Annotated in this window: 13 protein-coding genes and 1 tRNA gene; 6 read left to right on the top strand and 8 right to left on the bottom strand. The window is 64.0% G+C overall.

Annotation, left to right across the window (positions count from 1 at the left end; genetic code table 11):
* Nucleotides 1-40 precede the first annotated feature (40 nt).
* Nucleotides 41-1,036, bottom strand: a complete 996-nt coding sequence (gene galE / locus RQ479_RS17380; protein WP_376701981.1) for a UDP-glucose 4-epimerase GalE — start codon at nt 1,034-1,036, stop codon at nt 41-43.
* Nucleotides 1,037-1,301: 265 nt separating this feature from the next.
* On the opposite strand from galE, the gene hemA reads away from it, so the two are divergent.
* Entirely contained in the window at nt 1,302-2,579 is a 1,278-nt protein-coding gene (gene hemA, locus RQ479_RS17385) for a 5-aminolevulinate synthase (protein ID WP_292661001.1), read from the top strand.
* A gap of 91 nt (nt 2,580-2,670) precedes the next feature.
* Here the strand turns inward: hemA and RQ479_RS17390 are convergent, their stop codons facing one another.
* Nucleotides 2,671-3,837 (bottom strand): pyridoxal phosphate-dependent aminotransferase, encoded by a 1,167-nt coding sequence (locus RQ479_RS17390; protein WP_376701982.1) that lies wholly within the window; start codon nt 3,835-3,837, stop codon nt 2,671-2,673.
* A gap of 112 nt (nt 3,838-3,949) precedes the next feature.
* Complete coding sequence (gene mscL, locus RQ479_RS17395; protein WP_376701983.1) at nt 3,950-4,372, bottom strand: large conductance mechanosensitive channel protein MscL; 423 nt, start codon at nt 4,370-4,372, stop codon at nt 3,950-3,952.
* 236 nt (nt 4,373-4,608) lie between these two features.
* On the opposite strand from mscL, the gene RQ479_RS17400 reads away from it, so the two are divergent.
* Nucleotides 4,609-8,097, top strand: a complete 3,489-nt coding sequence (locus tag RQ479_RS17400; RefSeq protein ID WP_376701984.1) for a NahK/ErcS family hybrid sensor histidine kinase/response regulator — start codon at nt 4,609-4,611, stop codon at nt 8,095-8,097.
* 83 nt (nt 8,098-8,180) lie between these two features.
* Here RQ479_RS17400 and RQ479_RS17405 read toward each other — a convergent pair whose 3' ends face one another.
* Together RQ479_RS17405 and RQ479_RS17410 are read right to left on the bottom strand one after the other, a co-directional pair.
* Nucleotides 8,181-8,843 carry a response regulator gene (locus RQ479_RS17405; RefSeq protein WP_376705966.1) on the bottom strand — a complete coding sequence of 221 codons (663 nt, stop codon included), beginning with the start codon at nt 8,841-8,843 and terminating at the stop codon, nt 8,181-8,183.
* A 121-nt stretch (nt 8,844-8,964) separates the two neighbouring features.
* The gene (locus tag RQ479_RS17410) at nt 8,965-9,396 is read right to left on the bottom strand and encodes a hypothetical protein (RefSeq protein ID WP_376701985.1); all 432 of its coding nucleotides are present in this window, start codon (nt 9,394-9,396) and stop codon (nt 8,965-8,967) included.
* A 125-nt stretch (nt 9,397-9,521) separates the two neighbouring features.
* Between RQ479_RS17410 and RQ479_RS17415 the strand changes: the two genes are divergently transcribed.
* Together RQ479_RS17415 and RQ479_RS17420 are read left to right on the top strand one after the other, a co-directional pair.
* Nucleotides 9,522-9,872 carry a DUF952 domain-containing protein gene (locus tag RQ479_RS17415; protein ID WP_376701986.1) on the top strand — a complete coding sequence of 117 codons (351 nt, stop codon included), beginning with the start codon at nt 9,522-9,524 and terminating at the stop codon, nt 9,870-9,872.
* The gene (locus tag RQ479_RS17420; protein ID WP_376701987.1) at nt 9,869-10,945 is read left to right on the top strand and encodes a quinone-dependent dihydroorotate dehydrogenase; all 1,077 of its coding nucleotides are present in this window, start codon (nt 9,869-9,871) and stop codon (nt 10,943-10,945) included. The genes RQ479_RS17415 and RQ479_RS17420 overlap by 4 nt, the downstream gene beginning before the upstream one ends.
* A gap of 3 nt (nt 10,946-10,948) precedes the next feature.
* On the opposite strand, the gene RQ479_RS17425 is transcribed toward RQ479_RS17420, so the two are convergent.
* Nucleotides 10,949-12,373 carry an MATE family efflux transporter gene (locus tag RQ479_RS17425; protein ID WP_376705967.1) on the bottom strand — a complete coding sequence of 475 codons (1,425 nt, stop codon included), beginning with the start codon at nt 12,371-12,373 and terminating at the stop codon, nt 10,949-10,951.
* 51 nt (nt 12,374-12,424) lie between these two features.
* On the opposite strand from RQ479_RS17425, the gene RQ479_RS17430 reads away from it, so the two are divergent.
* Nucleotides 12,425-13,327 (top strand): histone deacetylase, encoded by a 903-nt coding sequence (locus RQ479_RS17430; RefSeq protein ID WP_376701988.1) that lies wholly within the window; start codon nt 12,425-12,427, stop codon nt 13,325-13,327.
* A 3-nt stretch (nt 13,328-13,330) separates the two neighbouring features.
* Here the strand turns inward: RQ479_RS17430 and RQ479_RS17435 are convergent, their stop codons facing one another.
* Nucleotides 13,331-13,594 (bottom strand): DUF6460 domain-containing protein, encoded by a 264-nt coding sequence (locus RQ479_RS17435; protein ID WP_023677362.1) that lies wholly within the window; start codon nt 13,592-13,594, stop codon nt 13,331-13,333.
* Nucleotides 13,595-13,724: 130 nt separating this feature from the next.
* Between RQ479_RS17435 and RQ479_RS17440 the strand changes: the two genes are divergently transcribed.
* A tRNA-Gly gene (locus RQ479_RS17440) sits at nt 13,725-13,798 on the top strand.
* A gap of 315 nt (nt 13,799-14,113) precedes the next feature.
* Here the strand turns inward: RQ479_RS17440 and RQ479_RS17445 are convergent.
* Complete coding sequence (locus RQ479_RS17445; protein ID WP_376701989.1) at nt 14,114-15,103, bottom strand: LysR family transcriptional regulator; 990 nt, start codon at nt 15,101-15,103, stop codon at nt 14,114-14,116.
* Nucleotides 15,104-15,357: the final 254 nt, after the last annotated feature.

Genomic DNA, 15,357 nt, shown 5'->3' on the forward strand with positions numbered 1-15,357 from the left:
GCCCCCAGCGCGCTGAACCAACCTTTGCGGAGAGCCGACTTCACCCCAGAGCCGAATTCTTGCTGGTCAGGATGCGCTCCCAGGCAAGCGCATCGGCAACGATCTGGTCGAGGTTGTCGCGCTGCGGAGTCCAGCCGAGTTCGCCACGCGCCAGCTCCGAATTGGCGACGACCGCGGCGGCGTCACCGGCGCGGCGATCGCCCATCCGCACGTCGAAATCATGGCCGAAGACGCGGCGGACGCTGTCGATGACCTCGAGCACCGAATAGCCGTGGCTGTAGCCGCAATTGGCGACCAGGCTCGATCCGCCGGCACGCAGCCGCTGCAGCGCCAGCCGATGCGCCGCCGCCAGGTCGCTGACGTGGATATAGTCGCGCATGCAGGTGCCGTCCGGCGTCGGATAGTCGGTGCCGAACACCTGCATGAAGGGGCGCTTGCCGAGCGCCGTCTCGCAGGCGACCTTGATCAAATGCGTGGCACCGGGCGTCGACTGGCCGGTGCGGCCCTTCGGGTCGGCGCCGGCGACGTTGAAATAGCGCAGCGCCGTATAGCGCAACCCATGGGCAATCGCTGCGTCGCGCAGCATCCATTCGCTCATCAGCTTGGACAGGCCATAGGGCGATTCCGGCGCAAGCCGGGCATCCTCGCGCACCGGCTCCAGGCCGGCGCCGCCATAGACCGCGGCGGTCGAGGAAAAGATGAAATTGGGCACGCCTTCGCGCACCGCGGTCTCGATCAAGGTGCGCGTCTTGCAGGTGTTGTTCTCGTAATAGGCAAGCGGGTCGACGACCGATTCGGGGACCACGATCGAGCCGGCGAAATGGATGATCGCGTCGACCTTATTGTCGCGGATGATCGAGGCGACCAGTTCCCTGTCGGCGACGTCGCCGACGACGAGCTTTGCTTCCGGAGCCACCGCCCATTCAAAGCCGGTGGAAAGCCGGTCGAGGACGACGACGCTGTCACCCGTGTCCAGCAATTCCCAGACCATATGGCTACCGATATAGCCGGCCCCGCCTGTCACCAAAACCGTCATCCGCATCCTCGCTATTCATGATTTGTCGGCACTGTCTCAATCGTCGCCTTACTGGAAAACCTGCCGCCAAGCCATTAGAACCTGCGGTAACCGGTCTCATCGGCGCGTGGCATTGTCCTGAAACAAGATTGATCCACATCAAGGGAATAGGCCACGTTCCGTGGTCGTTAGGAACAGGCTCGGGGCGTGGCATTTTGACCAAAAAGGCCAGGTGGACGACGAATGGGCCAATGACTATGATCCCGCGCAAAACTGGGAAGGCGACATGAACTATCAGCGGTTTTTCGAGGAAGCGATCGACCAGCTCCATGCAGAGCGTCGCTACCGCGTCTTCGCCGACCTTGAGCGTATCGTAGGGAAATTCCCGCGCGCCATCTGGCGCGCCAATGGCCGCGCCGAGGAAATTACCGTCTGGTGCTCCAACGACTATCTCGGCATGGGCCAGCATCCCGACGTCATTGCCGCGTTCCAGAAGGCGGCAGGCAAGATGGGGTCGGGGGCCGGCGGCACCCGCAACATTTCCGGCACCAGCAACCCGCTGGTCGAGCTCGAACTGGAGCTGGCCGACCTGCACGACAAGGAAGCCGCACTGGTTTTCACCTCCGGCTTCGTTTCCAACGAGGCGTCGATCTCGACCATTGCAAAGCTGCTTCCCAATTGCCTGATCATCTCGGACGAACTCAACCACGCTTCGATGATCGAGGGCGTGCGGCGCTCGGGCGCCGAGAAGAAGATCTTCCGCCATAACGACGTCGCGCATCTCGAGAGCCTGCTGCAGGCGGCCGGCCGCGAGCGCGCCAAGCTGATCGTCTTCGAGAGCGTTTATTCGATGGACGGCGACATCGCGCCGATCAAGCAGATCGTCGATCTCGCCGAGCGTTACAATGCCATGACCTACATCGACGAGGTCCACGCCGTCGGCATGTACGGGCCGCGCGGCGGCGGCATCACCGAGCGCGAAGGGCTGGCCGACCGCATCGACATCATCGAGGGCACGCTGGCCAAGGCGTTCGGCACGCTTGGCGGCTACATCGCCGGCAACACTGCGGTGATCGACGCGGTGCGCTCCTATGCGCCGGGCTTCATCTTCACCACGGCGTTGCCGCCGGCGATTGCTGCCGCGGCAACCACCTCGATCCGCCATCTCAAGCGCTCGCAGGCCGAGCGCGATGCGCAGCTGCGTCAGGCGACACGGACCAAGCAAGTGCTGGCCGCGGCCGGCCTGCCGGTGATGGAGTCGCCTACCCACATCGTGCCGCTTCTGGTCGGCGATCCCGAGCTCTGCAAGATGGCCAGCGACCGCCTGCTTGGTGTGCACGGCATCTACATCCAGCCGATCAACTACCCGACAGTGCCGCGCGGCACCGAGCGGCTGCGCATCACGCCGACACCGTTCCATTCGGACGCGCTGATCGCCTCCCTGCAGGACGCGCTGGTCGAGACATGGGACGCATTGGGGATTCCCTACGGTTCGGCCGGCCGGCCTTCGGTGGCCAAAAGCGACCGCGTCATACCGCTGCTGGTGCCGAAGTCGGGCGGGTAACTCCGCCGTCACGGGCATCATTGCGGTAGCCGCCTATCGGTGCCGCCTCATTTTTCAGTGCTGCGATGCCTGGCGCGAACCCCAACACACCTCACACACTCTTCATCCATTTCGCCAGCCGGTGCGCGGCTTCCTCGAGCTGGTCGAGGCGGCGGTGGAAGCACAGCCTGAGGAAGGCTTCACCGCCGGGGCCGAAGGCGGTGCCGGGCGCCAGGCCGACATTGGCGCGGTCGACCATGTCGAAGGCGGCAGCGCGGGAATCGCTGATGCCGTCGACGGCGAAGAACAGATAGAATGCGCCCTGCGGCACGGTGAACCGCGCCCTGCCGGTTGCGGCGAGAATGCCGCAGACCAGGTCGCGCGCCGCGCTCGCCCGCTCCACCTGCTCGACGATGAAGGCGTCGCCTTCGTCAAGGGCGGCGACGGCGCCGCGCTGCATGAACTGCGCAACGCCGGAAGTCGAATACTGGACCAGATTCTCGAACACCTGCTGCAAGGCGGGATGGATCTTGATCCAGCCGATGCGCCAGCCGGTCATCGCCCAGTTCTTGGAAAAGGAATTGACGAACAGGATGCGGTCCTCGTCAGCCATGATGTCGATGAAGGACGGCGCGCGGCCATGGCCGTAATGAAACAGCGAGTAGATCTCGTCGGCGATGATCCACAGGCCCCTTTCGCGGGCAAGATCGAGGATCGCCTGCAGCGTCTCCTTGTCGGCCGTCCAGCCGGTCGGGTTGGACGGCGTGTTGACGAACAGTGCCTTGGTCCGCGGCGTGATCGCCGCTGCGATCTTGTCGACATCGCAGGACCAGCCATTGCCCGACTGGTCGAGCGTGACCGCGACCGGCACGGCGCCGGCCACCCCGGCGGCGGCGGCGAAGTTCGGCCATGCCGGCGACAGGTAGACGAGTTCGTCGCCCTTGCCGGCCACCGCATCGATGGCCATCTGGATGGCATGCATGCCTGAGCCGGTGACGATGAATTCCTCGTCGGCGAAAGTCTTGCCGAAATGCCTGGTGTAATAGCGGGCGAGCGCCTGCCTGAGTTCAGGAATGCCCCGCTGCCAGGTGTAGAAGGTCTCGCCGCCGGCGAGTGCCTTGGCGGCGGCATCGGTGATGAAGGCAGGCGTCGGCAGGTCGCCCTCGCCGGCCCAGAGCGGGATCATGCCGTCGCGGCCGCGGCCACGGTTCATGACGGCGACAATGCCGCTTTCAGGCGCCGCCCGCGCTTCGGCGCGCAGAGTATCGATCAGGGTCATGGATGGGTCCGTTTTCGTTTGCTCGACTGCTAGCGTGTTTCAGGGCGGACGAAAACAGAAAACCCCGGCCGCAAGCGACCGGGGTTTTGGTCCAGAAAGTTTCTCGCAGGCGCTATTTTCTGGCGAGGAGATCGCGAATTTCTGTGAGCAGCGCGACGTCGGCTGGCGGCGGAACGGCCGGGGCAGCCGGTTTTTCGCGCTCCAGCCGCTGGCGCAGATTGTTCACCGCCTTGATCATGAGGAAGATGATGAAAGCGAGGATAAGGAAGTTCAGCGCCACGGTGATGAAGCTGCCATAGGCGAAGACAGCGCCCTGTTTCTTTGCATCGGCCAGCGAGGTTGCATTCACCGCAGAAGACAGAGGTACGAAGTAGTTGTTGAAGTCCAGTCCCCCGAAGATCGCGCCAACAATCGGCATGATGATGTCGTCGACCAGCGAGGTGACGATCTTGCCGAAGGCAGCGCCAATGATGACGGCGACGGCCAGGTCCATCACATTGCCTCTGGAAATGAATTCCTGAAACTCTTTCAGCATTCGACTCCTCCTTGTCCTGACCGGCCGTTCTGCCGTCCGCTCCTCCGGCATCGACCGGCAGGCAGAATAGCAAAAACCTGCGGTTGCAACAGGAACAAAAGCCGGTCTCAGCCGGTCACGATTGCCCGGCGCAGCCGATATAATACGCCGAAAGCCGCGATGGACTCGATCGCGAAGCTGTGATTGCGTCTGCAAGGCCGGATGAAAAAAGCCGGTGCAGGGAGGAAGTTCGAGGCGTGCAGGGCTGGTTCATCGTCATCATCGCGATCGCCTACGTGACGTTGCTGTTCGTCATCGCCAGCCTGGGCGACCGCCGCTCGACTTCATCCGGGCCCGGCCGCGCCCGGCCCTTCATCTATGCGCTCAGCCTCGCCATCTACTGCACCTCCTGGACCTTCTTCGGCTCGGTCGGGCTGTCCTCCGAGCGCGGACTTGAGTTCCTCGGCATCTATATCGGACCGATCCTGGTGTTCGTGTTCGGCTTTCCGCTGCTGCAGCGCATCGTAAGGCTGGCCAAGACCGAGAAGATCACCTCGATCGCCGACTTTCTCGGTGCCCGCTACGGCAAGAGCTTCGCTGTCGCGGCGATCGCCACGCTGATCGCGACCATCGGCGCCGTGCCCTATATCGCGCTGCAATTGAAGGCGATCTCCGGCTCGGTCAGCCTGATGGTCGAGCACTATACCGGCTCGCCCCCGTCGTTCGATCCGTTCGTCAGCGACATCTCGCTGGTCGTGGCCATGCTGCTGGCGCTGTTTGCGGTGCTGTTCGGCACGCGCCATGCGGATGCCACTGAGCACCAGGACGGGCTGGTGCTGGCGGTGGCGGTCGAAACCGTGGTCAAGCTCGCCGCCTTCCTGGCGATCGGCCTGATGGTCACGTTTCTGATATTCGGCGGGCCAGGCGATATGTTCGACCGGCTCGCCGAAAACACGCAAGTGCGCCAGGCGATGGGCTACAACACCTCGCTCGCCACCTGGCTGGTGCTGACATGCCTGAGCGGCTTTGCCATCCTCATGCTGCCACGCCAGTTCTACGTCACCATCGTCGAAAACCGCAGCGAGGCCGAGCTGCGCACCGCGACATGGGTGTTTCCGCTCTATCTGGTGGCAATCAACCTGTTCGTGCTGCCGATCGCGCTGGCCGGCCTGGAACTGGTCGGCACCAGGACCAGCAGCGACCTCTACGTGCTGTCGCTACCGCTGTTCAGCGGCCACGACGTGCTGGCCATGGCGGCCTTCATCGGCGGCCTGTCGGCGGCGACCGCAATGGTGATCGTCGAAAGCGTCGCACTGTCGATCATGATCTCCAACGACCTGATCATCCCGCTGTTCGTGAGGCGATTGCTGCGGACCACGACCTCAGAAAGCGAGGACTGGTCGACGCTCATCTTGAATGTGCGGCGGGCAGCGATCTTCATCATGCTGTTCATCGCCTTCCTCTACTACCGCGAGAGCACCAACAGCGCGCGGCTGTCCTCGATCGGCCTGATGTCGTTCGCGGCTATCGCGCAGTTCGCGCCAGCAATGATCGGCGGCCTGGTCTGGCGCGGCGCCAACGGCCGGGGTGCCGCACTTGGCATGGTCGCCGGCATCGTCGTCTGGAGCTACACCCTGCTGCTTCCCTCGCTCGTCGCGCCCGATACCGGCATCCTCGTTCACGGCCTGTTCGGCTTCGATGCATTGCGGCCGCAGGCTCTTTTCGGCACCGTTGCCGAGCCGCTGAACCATGGTGTGCTGTGGAGCCTGTCGATCAACACGCTGTTTTTTGTGTTCGGCTCACTGTCGCGCGCGTCGGTGCCGCTGGAACGCATCCAGGCATCGATCTTCGTGCCGCGCGAGGCGGGGCCGCTGCCCAGCCTGCGCCGCTTCCGCACCACCACCACCGTCAACGACCTGAAGGACACGATTGCGCGCTATCTCGGTGTCGAACGCACCGAGCGGTCCTTCCAGTCGTTCGAGAAGAGCAGCGGCACTTCACTGCACGGCAACGAACAGGCCAGCATGGATGTCATCCGCTTCTCCGAGCAGCTTCTGGCCAGTGCCGTCGGCTCATCCTCGGCGCGGCTGATCCTGTCGCTGCTGTTGCGCCGCAACGACCGCGAATCCAAGGACGCCTTCCGCCTGCTCGACGATGCCACCGAGGCGCTGCAGCACAATCGCGACCTGCTGCAGATCGCGCTCGACCAGATGGAACAGGGAATCACCGTCTTCGACCGCGATTTCCGGTTGATCTGCTGGAACCGCCAGTACCGGGCGCTGTTCGACCTGCCCGACGAGATGGGCCAGGTCGGCGTCTCGCTTGATCGTATCCTGCGCCACCTTGCCGAGCGCGGCGATATACCGGCAGACCAGCGTGTCAGCATGCTGAACCGCCTGACCAGCTTCGTCAGCCCCTGGCAGATGGAGTTGAAGACCAGCGGGCGCATCCTGGAATTGCGCTCCAATCCGATGCCGGACGGCGGCATCGTCGCCACCTATGCCGACATTTCCGGACGCGTCGAACAGGATCTGGCGCTGAAGCGTGCCAACGAATCACTGGAACAGCGAGTGAAGAGCCGCACCGCCGAGCTCACCCGCGTCAACGAGGAGCTGGCGCAGGCGCAGATGCTGGCCGAAGAGGCCAATCTCGGCAAGACCCGCTTTCTCGCTGCCGCCGGCCACGACATCCTGCAGCCGCTGAACGCCGCCCGCCTCTATTGCTCGTCGCTGATCGAGAAGACCGGCAAGGGGCCTGCCGGCAAGGCGGCGATGAACATCGAATCGTCGCTGGAATCGGTCGAGACCATCCTCGGTGCGGTGCTCGACATTTCGCGTCTCGATGCCGGCGCGATGAAGCCGGACGATACGAGCTTCGGCCTGGACGGGCTGCTGCGCCAGATCGGCAACGACTTCCGGCCGCTTGCCGCCGAAAAGAAGCTCGAACTCTCGATCATGCAGTCGTCGCTCAGCGTGATGACGGATCGAAATCTGCTGCGCCGGCTGATCCAGAACCTGGTCTCCAATGCCATCAAGTATACGCGCCATGGCCGCATCCTGGTCGGCGTGCGGCGGCGCGGCGAACTGGCCGAGATTCAGGTTATCGACACGGGCATCGGCATTGCCGGCGACAAGCTCAACACCGTGTTCCGCGAATTCACCCGGCTCGACGAGGGCATGCGCGAGGCGGAAGGCCTCGGCCTGGGGCTCTCCATCGTCGACCGCATCGCCCGCGTCCTACGCCTCGAAATCCGGATCTTCTCCAATCCCGGCAGGGGCACGCGCTTTTCCGTGCTGCTGCCGGTGGCGGCCGTGCAGGCACCGCGGCGCGAGGCAGAGGCGAAGCCGCCTGCCCGCGCTACGACCTCGCTTGCCGGGCTCAATGTGCTCTGCGTCGACAACGACGCCCGCATCCTCGACGGCATGCGGCTGCTGCTCGAGGGCTGGGGCTGCAGCGTCGACACGCTTTCCGGCGCGGAGGATCTCGAGAGGTCCGGCATGCATCGGCCGGACATCGTGCTTGCCGACTATCATCTCGACGACAAGACCGGCCTCGAATTGATCGCCCAGTTGCGTGCGATCCATGGCGAGGACCTGCCGGCCGTGCTGGTCACCGCCGACCGCTCCAGCGAGGTTCGCGCCGCCGCCGGCAGGCTCGACGTACCGGTGATCGGCAAACCGCTGAAACCGGCGATGCTGCGCTCGATGATGGCTAGGGTCAGGCCGCTAGCGCCGGCGGCCGAATAGGGAAGTACTCTTTTTGACCATGATCTTGTCCGAAAACCGGTTTCCATTTTTTGCTGCGCCGACTTTCGGTTCGGGATCATGGTCTAGCCGGCGGCCTGCAGTGGGTCGCTGCCGATCTTGGACAAAAGGATGACCGCCTGGGTGCGGCTGTCGACGCCGAGTTTCTGCAGGATGGCCGAGACATGCGCCTTGATCGTCGCTTCGGAGACCCCGAGTTCATAGGCGATCTGCTTGTTGAGCAGCCCTTCCGCCAGCATGCCAAGCACACGCGTCTGCTGTGGCGTCAGCGCCTGTAGGCGCTTGATCAGGTCGGAAATCTCGGGATCGCGCTCGACGCCGAGATCGACCCCGGCGGGTGCCGCGATATCACCTGCGAGCACCGACTGCACCGCATTGCGGATCTCTTCCATGCTGGCCGACTTGGAGATGAAGCCCGAGGCGCCGAGGTCGAGCGCGCGCCGGATCGTCACCGGATCGTCATGCGCCGAGACCACCATCATCGGCACCGCCGGATGAATGCCGCGCAGCGAGATCAGGCCGGAAAGACCGCTTGCGCCCGGCATCGACAGATCGAGCAGGACCAGATCGACATCCTCATTGGCCAGGACCAGCGCCTTGGCGCTTTCGAAATCGCCGGCTTCGTGAATGGCGGCAACATCCCCGATGCCCGCGAGTGCCTCCCTCAATGCACCGCGAAAAAGCGGGTGATCGTCGGCAATGACGAATGTGTAGCCCAACGGTGATATCCCTCCCCGAATCCCGTTGGCGATTTTCCGCCTTGCAGGATCTGAACGATTATAACGCTATGCCTGCTGTTCGGCGTGGCCGGCTTGCTATTCCCGCCCCAGGTCTTTTTTGCGAATTGGCCTATGTCTTTTGCGAATTGGGCTTGGCGCCGTCTTCGTCCTTGTCCATGTCCTTGACGATATCCATGAAGCTGCGCAGGAAGCGCTCCATGTAGCCCATCGTCTTGTTGAAATCCTCCTCGCTGGGCAAAGTCGATTCGAAACGCGCGGCAAGCGAATTTTCGAGCTTGGCGACGCGTTCGTCGAGCGCCTTCACCGAATTTTGCAGCCGGTCGACCTGATCCTGGAAGGCGGCACGTTCGTCGGCCGCCGTCTTGCAGACGAGCTGACCGGAGCGCTCCTCGCAGAGCGACATGGCGCCGGTTTGCGTATCCATGCGGACATAGCCATTGGCCGATTTTTCCAACCGGTAGCGATCGGCTTCCTCGGAAAAGGCCGACGCCGCGACAAGCGAGACCAGTGCTGCGGGGATCAAGATGTGTTTCAGACGCATGTTTTCCTCCATGGCCCAGTTGGCGCAATCTATCATATGTTTGCGCCTGAAATGGGGAAGAGTTCGGAGCCTGCGAAACCCGCTTGCCCCTTCCCCGCATGGCCTGTTCGGACTATAGCGCAACCATGTCCGAGATCATCTACAAGATAGTTCCCGAGGCGCTGTGGCGCGAGGCTGAAAGAGAAGGCCGCTTCGCCCGCGCGCCTATCGACGTCGCCGACGGCTTCATCCATTTTTCCACCGCCGGGCAGGTTCGGGAAACGGCAGCAAAACATTTCGCCGGCCAGGCCGGTTTGCTGCTGGTTGCCATTGACAGCGCGCGCCTCGGCGATGCGCTGATATATGAGGTCTCGCGCGGCGGCGCCTTGTTCCCGCATCTCTACGGCGCGCTCGGCCTCGATGCGGTCGTTTCGGTGCAGGCATTGCCGCTCGGCGCCGACGGCCGGCATGAATTCCCGGCGCTGGAGGCCGAATGAGCGCGCTCGGCCGGATCGGCCAGAAACTGCTGTTCACGCTCGATCCGGAAACCGCGCATGGGCTGTCGATTGCCGCGCTGAGATGCGGCCTGCCGGTCGCCGGTCGTCCGCCGCAGGACAACAGGCTAAAGGTCAGTCTTTGCGGGCTCGATTTCCCGAACCCGCTCGGCATGGCCGCGGGTTACGACAAGAATGCCGAAGTGCCGGACGCGCTGCTCGGCCTCGGCTTCGGCTTCGCCGAGGTCGGCACGATCACACCGCTGCCGCAGACGGGCAATCCGAAGCCGCGCATCTTCCGGCTGCCTTCGGACGGGGCAGTGATCAACCGGCTGGGTTTCAACAATGAAGGCCACGCCGCCGCGGAAAAGCGCCTCGCCGCCCGCAAGGGCCGCGCCGGCATCGTCGGGATCAACATCGGCGCCAACAAGGACAGCGCCGACCGCGTCAGTGACTATGAGCGCGGCGTGATCCGGTTCGCGCGATATGCCAGCTATCTGACGATCAACATCTCCTCGCCGAACACGCCGGGCCTGCGCAACATGCAAGAGCGCGAACAGCTTGGCGAGCTCCTGTCGAGGGTCATGGCCGCGCGTGCGGCGGCACCGGCAAAACCGCCCGTCTTCCTCAAGATCGCGCCGGACCTGGTCGAGGCCGAGCTGGAGGACATTACCGCCGAGGTCACTGAGAAGCAGATGGACGGCGTCATCGTCTCCAACACCACGATCGCGCGGGCCGGCCTGAGCAGCGCCGGCTTTGCCGGCGAGACCGGCGGCCTTTCGGGGAAACCCTTGTTCGAGCGCTCGACCATCGTGCTGGCAAGGATGCGAAAACTGCTTGGCCCGGGTCCCACCATCATCGGCGTCGGCGGCGTCGATTCCGCCGAGACGGCGCTGGAAAAGATCCGTGCCGGCGCCGATCTCGTCCAGCTCTATACCGGCATGATCTATGCCGGTCCTGCGCTGCCGGGGCGCATTCTTTCCGGCATGGCCCGTTTCATGGACAGTCAAGGGCTGAAGTCGCTGCGCGAGCTTCGCGACAGCCGGCTCGATCGCTGGGCGGCGAAACCGCTTTAGCGATCAGTTAAACGCCGTGCGCACCCGCAGCCGCAATATGGCAAGCAGGCTGAAGCCGCGCACCAGCAGGAAGACATGCAGCGCCGCCCACAGGCCGTGATTGCCGAACGCCGGCGCCAGGATCAGCAACGCTGCGCTGAACGCCAGGAACGACAACAGCATCATGTTGCGCATGTCGCGCGACCATGTCGCGCCGATGAACACTCCGTCCATCTCGAAAGCCAGCGCGCCGCTGAGCGCGGTGAACGCCGCCCAGGGCAGGTAGATATCGGCAATGGCGCGGACGTCTGTCGAGGTCGTGATCAGGGCGACCAGACCGGTGCCCTCCAGCAACAAGAAGAGCGTCGCCGCGCCGGCCAGCCCGAGCCCCCAAAACAGCGTCAGCCGCACCGCCTGGTAAAACGCCGTGGCGGCACGGGCGCCGATGGCGCGCCCGGCGAGCTGTTCGGCGGCGGTGGCGAATCCATCGAGGAAATAGCCGGCAATCAGGAAGAGGTTCATCAGCACGGCGTTGGCGGCCAGCGTCAGCGTGCCGAATTGCGCGCCTTGGCGCGTGAACAGCGCGAAGGCGGCGAGCAGCGAAAAGGAGCGGATCATGATATCGCGGTTGAGCGACATCATGCGCAGGAATGCCGGCCAATCGAGCACGCGATGGCGCGGCAGCCTGGGTGCCGCCCAGAAGCGCCGGCCGACGATGGCGAGACCAAGCAGCATGGCGACGAACTCACCGGTGAGCGTCGCCCACGCGACGCCGGCTACGCCCCAGCCGAGCTCCAGGCCTAACAGGAAGCACAGTACGATATTGATGCCGTTCAGCACTAGCTGCAGCATCAGCCCGAGCCCGCCCTCGCCGCGCCCTAGCACGTAGCCAAGGATGGCGTAATTGATCAGCGAGAATGGTGCTGCGAGCATCCTGATGCGGATATAGACGTCCATCGCCGCGCCGACGCGCGGCTCGGCGCCGATGAACCATTGCCCGGCAGCCGAAACCAGGGGCGCAAGTGCGGCAAACACGATGCCGGCGACGACCGCGATCAGCACGGCGCGCCAGAACACCGCCTGCTCCTCCAGCGCATCGCCGCGCCCGAAGGCCTGGGCGACGAGGCCGGTGGTGCCGGAGCGCAGGAAGTTGAAGGTGGTGAAGACGACGTCGAAGATCAGGGCGCCGGCGGCCAGGCCGCCGAGAAGGGCGGCGTCGCCGAACTGTCCAACCACCGCCGTGTCGACAATTCCGAGCAACGGCGTCGTCAGATAGGCAAGCGTCATCGGCACGGCGATGGCGAGCACCGAGCGGTTGGTGACGATGAAGGCCCTGGCTTCGGTGGCGTGGACTTCGGTGGGTAAAGCCTGCTCCAAACGCGTGTTGCTTCCTGTTGCGGCTTGATCGGCTAGCCGATGTGCCCCAGTTTGCGGACCTCGCGCAACCATCCATCCCGGCATGGTCAACCGAAAACCCGCCTCTGGCGCACCGGCCGTCCCATGCCCTTGCAGATCGTTCATAATCCCGATTACGACGCCGGTTTCGCCGTCAACCACCGCTTCCCGATGAGCAAATATCCGCTGCTGATGGAAGCCTTGCGGGCACGCGGTCTGGCGCGGCCCGAAGCACTCAACATGCCACAGGCGGCGCGGCCATCATGGCTGAAGCTTGCCCACGCTGCAGACTATGTCGACCATGTGCTAGCCTGCGACGTGCCGGTGAGGATCGAGCGCGAGATCGGTTTCCCTATTGGACAGCGGGTTTCGCTGAGGGCGCAGCTCGCCACGGGCGGCACGGTGCTGGCAGCCCGGCTGGCCTTGCTGAACGGCATCGCCTGCAACACGGCCGGCGGCAGTCATCATGCACGGCGCGCGCAAGGTGCGGGCTTCTGCACCTTCAATGACGTAGCCATAGCTGCGCTGGTGCTGCTCGCCGAAGCTGCTGTCCAAAACATCCTGGTCGTCGACCTCGACGTGCATCAGGGCGACGGCACGGCCGACATCCTGGGCGACGAGCCGCGCGTGTTTACCTTCTCCATGCATGGCGACCGCAACTACCCCGCGCGCAAGATCGCCTCCGATCTCGACATCGCCCTGCCCGACGGAACCGGCGATGCGGCCTATCTGGAGCGGCTCGGCGCTATCCTGCCGGAGCTGTCGGCGCGAAGACGCTGGGACCTCGTCTTCTACAATGCCGGGGTCGACGTCCATGCCGAGGACCGGCTCGGCAGGTTGTCGCTCACGGATGACGGGCTGCGCGCCCGCGACGATATGGTGATCCGCCATTTCCGCACGCTTGGCATACCGGTGTGCGGCGTTATCGGCGGCGGCTATTCGACGGATGTCGCAGCACTTGCCGCACGGCACGCCATCCTGTTCGAGGTGGCTGCGGGCTACGCCTGAAATTCACTTCCGGTAGTTAGCGATTCTGAGCAGGATGAAGGCCGGCACGACGATCGCGGCGCCGAGCAGGATGTAGCCGAGGAAGCGGTCGATGGCGTGGAAGCCCAGGTTCCAGAGATCGATGAAGAACTTGCGGATGCCGTAAAGCACGTCCATCGGCGACCAGCCGAAGGCGTTCATGACCAGGCCGACGAGGAACGACACCACGAGCAGCTTCAAGATCACCCGGAGCGGCGTATCGCCGAGAAAGCGGTTCAGTGCGGACAAGGCCTGTCTCCACAGTCGAGTGCCGCGATTCGGCACATGCCCAGAAATACGCAGTTGACCGCCCGGCATCAAGCCGAGCCCTCAAACCGGATTGCGCATCGGCGCCGGGCCATGATATCGGAAGAACAGCGCGGGTATGATGTAATGGTAGCTTGTCAGCTTCCCAAGCTGAACGCGCGGGTTCGATTCCCGCTACCCGCTCCAGCTTCTGCCCCGGTGCGTTGCACTTGTTTTGGCCAGGCTGAAAACCAGCGAAATTCACAGCCAGTTTTTTTGCAGCCCGGCTGGCCGCCTTTCATCTGTTCGGCCGATGTGCCAGCTCGTGGAATATCTCACATTGAGGGTCGGCGGGGCCTCGAATGACCCCAACCGGAAATGTCTACCCTTGGCCCGCTGGCTCTGCTGGCGGGCTTTTTTTGAGCACCACGCGGTATTGCCAACGTGCACCGGCGCCGCTCAGGCGGGCCTGTCTGGTCGTCTGGCCGGCCACGGGATGCGCCCCGCTACCCGCTCCAACCCTCAGCCCACCTCTCGCAAAATAAAATCGTGCAGCATCTTGGCTGCCGGTGACAGCGCTCGGTTCTTCACCGTGATCAGGCTGTAGGGCCTGACCTCGATGTCGAACTCGGTCTGGACAACATCGATGGCGCCGGCCAGGCCTTCCGGGTTCTGGATGAACTTCGCGACCTGGATCGACACCGGCGCGATGGCGTCGGATTGCGCGACCATGACCAGAGTCAATAGCAGCGAACTGGTGTTGAGGATGCGGTCCGGCAGCGCGATGTTGCGGTTCAAAAAGTTGCTTTCCATCGCCTGGCGCAGCGGCGAACCGCCCGACTGGAAGACCCAGTCATAGGCGGCGGTGTCTTCCAGCCGCACCGCCTTGGCCTTGGTCAGCGGGTGGCCGCGGCGCACGATCAGGCAGGCCTTCTCGACGCCGATGACGCGGGCTTCGAACAGCCGCGGATTGAGGTCGTCGGGAATGCGGGCGATGATGAAATCGTGGCGGGAGGCGATCAGCTCGCGCGCCAGCACGTTCGAGGTCTCGACCTGCATGGTGATTTCGATGCGCGGATAGAGGCGCCGGATCTCGCGGATCGCCGGCACCGCCAGCTCGATCGCCGGTGCTGTCACCGCGCCCAGGAACACCGAGCCGCCCTTGCCCGCCTTGAGCTCGAAAATCTCGCGGTCGACCTCGCGCATCTCGAGCAGGATCGATCGCGCGCGCCGTGCCAACGCCTTGCCATAGGGTGTCAGCGTGATGCCGCGCGGCAGCCTTTCGCAGAGCTTGACGTCGAGCACCGCCTCCATCTCGGCGATCATGCGCGAGGCCGCCGGCTGCGAGATGTTCATGACCTGGGCCGCGGCGCTGACCCGGCCGTGCTCGTCGAGGGCTGCGATCATGCGCATGTGACGCAGGCTCAAGCCGCTGCGCAGCAAGGTTCCGCCATCACCCGGGATTTCATCGTAACCGGCTGATATTCCGCCAGGATTTCGCAGCGCCGCCATGATTTTCCCTACTTATGTACCCGGCGCCCCGGCTGATCATCCGGCAGCCTCGCCACTAGCTTTAGCCATATCGGTTTCGATATAGCAACCATCAAAGATCGCATTTGACAGTTATGTCAAAGCGACACACCCTTCGCGCGTCCTGAGACTTGACGGGTTGGTGACGAGGGAAAACTCGTATCGATTGAAACCAGAGTCTCGGGGCCGATTGGGAGGATACCGGAGATCGATTGACGGCAGCGGCGCGTTTGGCG

This window comes from Mesorhizobium sp. ISC25, assembly GCF_042295465.1.
GTDB lineage: Bacteria > Pseudomonadota > Alphaproteobacteria > Rhizobiales > Rhizobiaceae > Mesorhizobium.

Coding starts and splice junctions, on each gene's coding strand:
- RQ479_RS17410 (WP_376701985.1), bottom strand. CDS start 9,396: ATGCGTCTGAAACACATCTTGATCCCCGCAGCACTGGTCTCGCTTGTC.
- RQ479_RS17430 (WP_376701988.1), top strand. CDS start 12,425: ATGCCCTTGCAGATCGTTCATAATCCCGATTACGACGCCGGTTTCGCC.
- RQ479_RS17445 (WP_376701989.1), bottom strand. CDS start 15,103: ATGGCGGCGCTGCGAAATCCTGGCGGAATATCAGCCGGTTACGATGAA.
- mscL (WP_376701983.1), bottom strand. CDS start 4,372: ATGCTGAAAGAGTTTCAGGAATTCATTTCCAGAGGCAATGTGATGGAC.
- galE (WP_376701981.1), bottom strand. CDS start 1,036: ATGACGGTTTTGGTGACAGGCGGGGCCGGCTATATCGGTAGCCATATG.
- RQ479_RS17425 (WP_376705967.1), bottom strand. CDS start 12,373: ATGGTTGCGCGAGGTCCGCAAACTGGGGCACATCGGCTAGCCGATCAA.
- RQ479_RS17420 (WP_376701987.1), top strand. CDS start 9,869: ATGAGCGCGCTCGGCCGGATCGGCCAGAAACTGCTGTTCACGCTCGAT.
- hemA (WP_292661001.1), top strand. CDS start 1,302: ATGAACTATCAGCGGTTTTTCGAGGAAGCGATCGACCAGCTCCATGCA.
- RQ479_RS17390 (WP_376701982.1), bottom strand. CDS start 3,837: ATGACCCTGATCGATACTCTGCGCGCCGAAGCGCGGGCGGCGCCTGAA.
- RQ479_RS17415 (WP_376701986.1), top strand. CDS start 9,522: ATGTCCGAGATCATCTACAAGATAGTTCCCGAGGCGCTGTGGCGCGAG.